This window comes from Robinsoniella sp. (genome assembly GCF_034124845.1).
In genome coordinates, this window is sequence record NZ_JAWYAJ010000299.1 from 1 (window position 1) to 6,741 (window position 6,741).

A 6,741-nucleotide genomic window follows, 5' to 3' on the forward strand; every position below is an offset into this window, starting at 1 on the left:
TACACTTGAGCGATATGACGAATACAAAAAGACAAGCAAAATGGAAATCATCAATACCATTTGTAATAACAACATTGCAATTGTTCCGCGAATAAAAGATTTATTTTTCATCTTTTGTCTCCATTTTACATAATGTTATAGTTTTATTCTTTATTATAACATGAATCCATACCCTTTCATTTTTAAAAACCGGATATTGTTTTTAAAATATGGTATATTTTGTACATAATTCTAAAATTTTATATCCTAAATAACAGACCCTTACATAATATTATGTCATACCACAATATTGCAATACTATTTTTCTGGAAACAAAAAAGAGAACCTTAAAGTTCTCATTCTTTCAATGCTTATCTCACTTATCGTCATTTCTCCACCAAGAGACAAATGGTTCATCTGACCTTTTTTCGATCATACTGTATCCTTCCTAAGCTGAAGTCTTTTTATCTCTTCTACAAGTTCTACTGCCATTTTCTTATCAGTTACCACATTTGGATGTCCGCAGGCTCCAACCGGGTCTAAGACACTCATTTTTTTCAAACGCAGGCTGCTGATTTTTCCATCCTTTGTTTCTTCCTTGTATTCCTCAACGATCTTAACGATATCGTAATACAAATAGTAGTCCATGCTGCCAATTGCACATATAATATGAGTATCTGGTCCATTACAGGCGCGTACCATCTTTAAAAACTCTTTATATCCTTTGCAGAAATTCCTTAATTCAGAATCCTGATCCTCTGTTAAAATAATACCTGTTGCATCATTTGTTCCCAGATTTATGACTACATAATCTTTTGGATTTGCCTTAAAATCCCACTTTGCTAGTTCTGTCTCTTTTTTTACTTTTTCCTGCCAGATGCGATCCGTATATAAATATAAATCTTTCATTCCATAATCCATTGGCATTCCAGTTCTTACTTCTGTACAGATTCCAGACATACTAATCATGTTCCAGTCCATATCCATCATTCTTGCTGCAATGGACCCATAACTCATCCAGCCATTTTCATCTTCTGAAAAAAACAATCTGTCTTTTTCCTGAGCTTCATTTCCAAATCCACAGGTAATGGAATCTCCGATAAATTCGATTGCAGGTCTTTTCCCCCATTCCTTATCTAAAATATGTCCATCCATGTAAAATCCCATTATTCCGGCAAATGTTTTGTAATTCTCCGTAAGTTTCACAATACGAATCACATGTTTTTCTTCTTTACTACTTGCAAAAATTGTCTTTATCTGTTTTTTTCTGCCAATTACAAACTTGTCTGCCGGTTCCTTTTCTCCATCCAAAAATACTGCCACCCAAGGCCAGGTTTCTCTTCTTGGCGCACTCTCATCCCAAGGTAATCCTTCCATTTCCGTACCTGGTTCAGCAACAAATTCTGCCTGAAGTGAAGTTCCACAGAATGTAAATTCCATTCCGGCACTTGTCCAATTGAAAAAAAGTGCCTCGCTTTTTTCGTCATAAATTGTTCTTCCGTGTAATTTTATTTTTGGCAGATACTCTTTTATTTGCTCCATTTTCAATTTTTGTACTCTCCTTATTTATCCGTCTCTACTTTATTTCTTTAGAAGCTGCTTTATCAGTTCCTCTGCAATACTTATGAATTTCTAACCATTCATCACAAAGCTCTACCCAGTGGCGGATATGCGGTGCCTTCACAGCCAGATCGTTCTCTCCATCAGCAATGCCCAGTCCATGTACTCCGCCTTCCATTATATGAAGTTCGTAAGGCACCCCTGCATCCTGCAATTCCTTTGCAAGACACATGCCAAATCTTCCATCGTCACTCAATGTCTGCCAGATGAACATTGGCGGTGTCTGTGGTGTTACGTTTTTTTCCGGTGCCAGATAATATCTCTCTTCTTTGCTTTTTCCCATCATGTCATGTTCAAAATCCGGTTCCATGCCAAATGGCAGTGGAAAAGACACACCTGTCATTGCACCATAAGCTATAACTGCCGCATCTGGTCTGGCAGAAAATCTCTCCACAAAATCCTCATCATTTTCTTTCCCTTCATCAAAATGTGTAGCACTATTGGCACAAAGCATTCCACCTGCTGAAAATCCCATAACAATGATACGGTTTGAAATATGAAGTTCCTCTTTTTTAGAACGAAGTAAACGAATTGCTCTCTGCAGATCTTTTAAGCAGTCCATACGGCTGTATGGATCTATACGATAACTTAAAATTGCTGTATTGTAACCTCTTTTATGAAATTCAAGAGCCACATTTGGACCTTCACATCCCGTTCGCCAGCGAAAGCCGCCGCCATGGCAGACGATAATAGTATCTTTTACCTCTTTTTCTTCCACTGGCACAAAGATAAGACAAGGTTCTTCCTGTCTTGGATCTCTGTCATCAAATCCAGGTGTTACCTCCCAGAGTTTCATTTTTTCAAAAGGCTCCATACCTTTATTCCATATTCTTAAATTACCGTCAAAATCCAATAATCCATCCACATTTCTGTGTCTTGATATATTTCGGATAAAAGCATGTTCTTTTACTGCCTGCTCCAGCAATTCTATATTCTTTTGTTCTTTCATAGACTTTCTCCTCTTTTCTTTCGTGGCCGGCCACTTTTATAGAAGCTCCTGCACTAATTTCTCTGCAATTTTTATTCCACCTGCTTTATTTGGATGAATCCAGTCTCCCACGTGCATTCCATCACACATCATGTGGGGATTTTTTTCATCTCTCATAAGCAAATCCAAGTCTATAAACCCATCCGCCAGATTTTGATTCTTACGAATCAGTTCATTTGTTTCCCAACGGATCTTTTCCGCTGCATCGCGGTAACTCTCACCGACAAAACCAAATGGAAGGATCGTACTGATGACAACTTTACTTCCATGTTTTTGACCCTTCACAATCAGCGTATGCATTGCTTCCCACAACAATTCCGGCGTTGGAATTTCATTTTCTTTATGAAAGGTAAAACCATGTGTACAATCATTGATACCTTCCATAATAAATACGATATCCGGACAGGTGTTAGAATACACATCTCTCTCAAAACGATCGAGTGCTCTCTCCCCGAACAATTTTCCTCCACCTGGTATTTCAGGAACTTGCACTGCATGATAAGCTAGTCTATTCCCGCCAATCCCACCATTTAATATTGTCACTTCCCCTGGTCTTTTTTCCCGTACTGCTTTCATAAATGCATCTGTAAAATAAGACATGTGTGTAATAGAGTCTCCAAAAAAAGCAATTGTCTCTGCTTCCCGGTCACCCTCTGTTTCTAACGCCACTGCCCAGATTCCTGCCTCGGCATCTGCATTATTTTCTTCATAGTTAAAAATCGTAAACGTCTCTACACTGTTCTTTCCTTCAAACTTCTGCTCTTTTGTGCAATCGCCATCCATAAATCTACTCATCCATGTCTGTTTTGACCAGTTGCAGCACACACTTTGAACCAAAAAAGCTTTTTTAAAATAACAGGATACTACAAGATCATCTTTCGGCGTTACCGCAAATGGAATCTCATCACTCCAGTAAGAATCCCCTGGTGCCACCTCAATCTTTGTATTATCCTGATAAGTCATTACAGAAATATCTGTAATTCTCTCCGACCATTTTTTCTTTTTTCCTATCGTCACATGATCTAACTCCATCATGTCTGCTCCATAATAATTGTGAAACTTTACTTTTACTTTATTTCCATAAAGATTGTTTGGAATCAGGAACCTCTGTGTTTTATTTTCCAATACACCGATTTCTACTTCGTAAGGTACTGGCACATACTGCCATGCTAATTTCCAATTATGCATTGTATTTCTCCTGTTTTTTATATATCGAAAAATCCCACTGATTCTATTGATCTCATGAAATTTTTTCCCGTTTTTCACCTCTTATCAATATACACTTTGAAGCATCGCACTGCTTTAAAAAAGCGGACTTATTCTTTCAATTTTAAGACCACCTCTTTTGGGCAGGTTAACTTTCGTGCATAACTAATCCTCCTAATTTTTCGTACAAAAAAGCAGGACTAAATCAGCCTCAAATGCCAGACCGTAAATCATCTGTCAGAAAGCCAATTTAGTCCTGCCTATGCTATCCCCTTCACTCCAAATCCGGAAGCCACATCCTGTTTGCCTCTATCATCTCATCGCACATCGCCCTGATATCATCCAGGCTTAACTCTGCAGCAGTATGAGGGTCTAACATTGCCGCATGGTACACATGTTCCCTGCGTCCTGTCAGAGCCGCTTCTATGGTCAGATTCTGCTATACCATAATTTAAGCTCAATTGCAGAACAGGTATATCTCAATCCGGTATACCTGTCCCGCGCCTACAAGCAAATAACCGGTCAGAATATATCGAAATATATTTCTGACCGGAGGATGGAAAAAGCACGTTTTCTTCTTGCTAACAGTAATTTGAAAATAAGTGAAATCGCCTGCCAGGTAGGATATGAATCTCCGGCACATTTTTCACGGATATTTAAGAAAATGACAGGGGTTACACCTCAGGAATTCCGGGAGCATAATTAAATACTTCGACCTTATAACAAGCTCCGCACAAATGGCTCCGCATTCATTTCCGGCCAATTTGACAGTTGCTGGATTTGATGCAGCAGATCAAAATTTTCCATGATATCTTCCGACGTGAGGTTTAACTCCTTCTGTTGCTGCTGCAAAAAAGGTTTATTAGAATCTGCACAGGACAACATTTGAGCCGAAAAATAGTAAGTCAGTAAATGCATTCTCTTTGTATCATTCCGGCTCTTCCACTTTTTCATTTGTTCTTCCCAGTCTTCAACCGACTGAATCGGTTCCAGCTGTGGCAGAATATATTCCGAAAAATCTCTATGTAATGTTTGCTTGATATCATCTATATCCATATCCTGGGGCTGATAATTTTTATACGGATCAATGCAATACCCCATTCTTCCATTCCGGTAAGGATGCAGCATTCCACAATCCGGCAATAGAATATCCTCATGTACCGAGCCTGTTCCACCCCACCATTCTTTGAGTTTCTGCCGGTCCTGCGCTTCCTCTTTGGGCAGGACTCCAATATGGAACCAGAAGTCGTATCCGGTTGCCTGAGAATTAAACCTGGAGTTCTGCATCCGAAGAAGCATACAGCACTCCCTGCGCTGCCGGTAATATGTCTGACCGATTTTCGAGTAGCCTGCATTCTTTATGGCAGGTATTATAACTTCACGCAGCACAATATCTCTTTTTTCTTTTCCAGTCATAGTTATCTCCCTTCACCGTATATTGTTTTCTATATCTTTTTCTATTAATTCGAACAGCAATTGATTGCTTATCTAAATTACTTTCTTTTATTCACAAGGTTCCAGATACATTCTACAAATTTCAGGATAAACTGAAACATCAGCTCTGCAGCAATTAAAATCACTGCCATAATTTTTAGCAAAGGAATTCCAAAAAGAATGCAAACCAGCAAGATAATATAATAGATTGCCTGTACTGAATATTTTATAACTTCCTTCATGGCTTATTCACACTCCTTTTTTTAATTATAAATGATTTAAAAAAGCATTACAATGAATTTCATTTATTATCTCTGAAAATAATTACTTATACGCTTCATACAAATTTATCCTTGAAAGTATATTGTATACTTCTCGTCATGAATAAATTTTGCTAAATTTATATATGAAAAACTTTCTCAACATGATATAATTATTTATCAATATCGTCGGAGGTGCACTATGGAACCATTGTATATAATCGAAGCTACCACAACAAAAAAAGACTTTCAAAAACAATATTTTTATGTTAACAAGACAGTGCTATTGATTATGAGAATTTGGTTTACGATTTTAACCGTATATGGATTATATGTATTCATATACTTGCAACATGTCAAAAACTTTATTCTGTTATTATTTTCATGCCTCTTTTTAATTTATGCATTTTTTTATCCAAGGTATATTGGACACAAGTGGGAGAAAAGAACGAGATACAAATATAACCAAGATTATTTGACTTTTCGTACTGAATTTTATGAAGACCATTTCCGTTCGATAAATATAGAATCCAATAGTACCAACGACACAAGTTATAATAAAATAAAACGGATCGTGGAAACTAAATCTGAAATTATTATTATTTTACAACATAAAATTGATGACTATTTTATATCTAAAAGCGTTTGTGCGAATTCTCAAGAATTATTAAGTTTTTTATCAAGTAAGGTTGGAAGCGCGCTTTGAGTCAATAATTTCTCTACTCAAAACACGCTCCCATATCTTATTCCAGTTCAAATGCCCCCGTATACAGCTGATAATATTTGCCCTTATCTTCTATCAGCTTATCATGGCTTCCCCGCTCAATAATATTGCCCTGATCCAGTACCATAATTACATCTGAATTTCTAACAGTGGACAAACGATGTGCGATTACAAATACAGTTCTACCCTTCATCAATGCATCCATACCTCTTTGTACAATGGCTTCTGTACGCGTATCAATGGAGCTTGTGGCCTCATCTAAAATCATTACCGGCGGATCGGCTACTGCGGCTCGGGCAATTGCCAGAAGCTGCCTCTGTCCCTGGGATAAGTTCCCACCGTTTCCGGACAGCTGCGTGTGATATCCATCCGGAAGTCTGGTGATAAAGTCATGGGCACCGGAAAGCTTTGCCGCTTCCATGCATTCCTTCTCTGTAGCATCCAGTTTTCCATATCTGATATTATCCATAACGGTACCTGTGAACAAATTTGTATCCTGGAGCACGATGCCCAGAGAACGGCGCAGATCC

Annotated in this window: 8 protein-coding genes; 1 reads left to right on the plus strand and 7 read right to left on the minus strand. The window is 38.0% G+C overall.

The features are described 5' to 3' along the window. Window positions 1–411: 411 nt before the first annotated feature. From ACH2DQ_RS14955 to ACH2DQ_RS14970, 4 genes are all read right to left on the minus strand, one after another. Window positions 412–1,521, minus strand: a complete 1,110-nt coding sequence (locus ACH2DQ_RS14955) for a GDSL-type esterase/lipase family protein (protein ID WP_394914692.1) — start codon at window positions 1,519–1,521, stop codon at window positions 412–414. 34 nt (window positions 1,522–1,555) lie between these two features. Beyond that, entirely contained in the window at window positions 1,556–2,548 is a 993-nt protein-coding gene (locus ACH2DQ_RS14960) for an alpha/beta hydrolase (RefSeq protein ID WP_394914632.1), read from the minus strand. A 36-nt stretch (window positions 2,549–2,584) separates the two neighbouring features. Beyond that, window positions 2,585–3,775, minus strand: a complete 1,191-nt coding sequence (locus ACH2DQ_RS14965; RefSeq protein ID WP_394914631.1) for an SGNH/GDSL hydrolase family protein — start codon at window positions 3,773–3,775, stop codon at window positions 2,585–2,587. 292 nt (window positions 3,776–4,067) lie between these two features. Further along, the gene (locus tag ACH2DQ_RS14970; protein WP_395027284.1) at window positions 4,068–4,226 is read right to left on the minus strand and encodes a hypothetical protein; all 159 of its coding nucleotides are present in this window, start codon (window positions 4,224–4,226) and stop codon (window positions 4,068–4,070) included. On the opposite strand from ACH2DQ_RS14970, the gene ACH2DQ_RS14975 reads away from it, so the two are divergent. Continuing rightward, a complete protein-coding gene (locus tag ACH2DQ_RS14975; RefSeq protein ID WP_395027286.1) occupies window positions 4,188–4,499 on the plus strand; it encodes a helix-turn-helix domain-containing protein in 312 nt (103 codons plus the stop codon). The two genes, ACH2DQ_RS14970 and ACH2DQ_RS14975, sit on opposite strands and share 39 nt — an antisense overlap. Window positions 4,500–4,510: 11 nt before the next feature. On the opposite strand, the gene ACH2DQ_RS14980 is transcribed toward ACH2DQ_RS14975, so the two are convergent. The 3 genes from ACH2DQ_RS14980 to ACH2DQ_RS14990 form a co-directional block, all read right to left on the minus strand. Next, window positions 4,511–5,209 (minus strand): DUF4304 domain-containing protein, encoded by a 699-nt coding sequence (locus tag ACH2DQ_RS14980; RefSeq protein ID WP_394914629.1) that lies wholly within the window; start codon window positions 5,207–5,209, stop codon window positions 4,511–4,513. 77 nt (window positions 5,210–5,286) lie between these two features. After that, entirely contained in the window at window positions 5,287–5,469 is a 183-nt protein-coding gene (locus tag ACH2DQ_RS14985; protein WP_394914628.1) for a hypothetical protein, read from the minus strand. Window positions 5,470–6,230: 761 nt separating this feature from the next. Continuing rightward, a partial coding sequence (locus tag ACH2DQ_RS14990; protein WP_395027281.1) for an ATP-binding cassette domain-containing protein occupies window positions 6,231–6,741 on the minus strand: 511 nt, incomplete at its 5' end.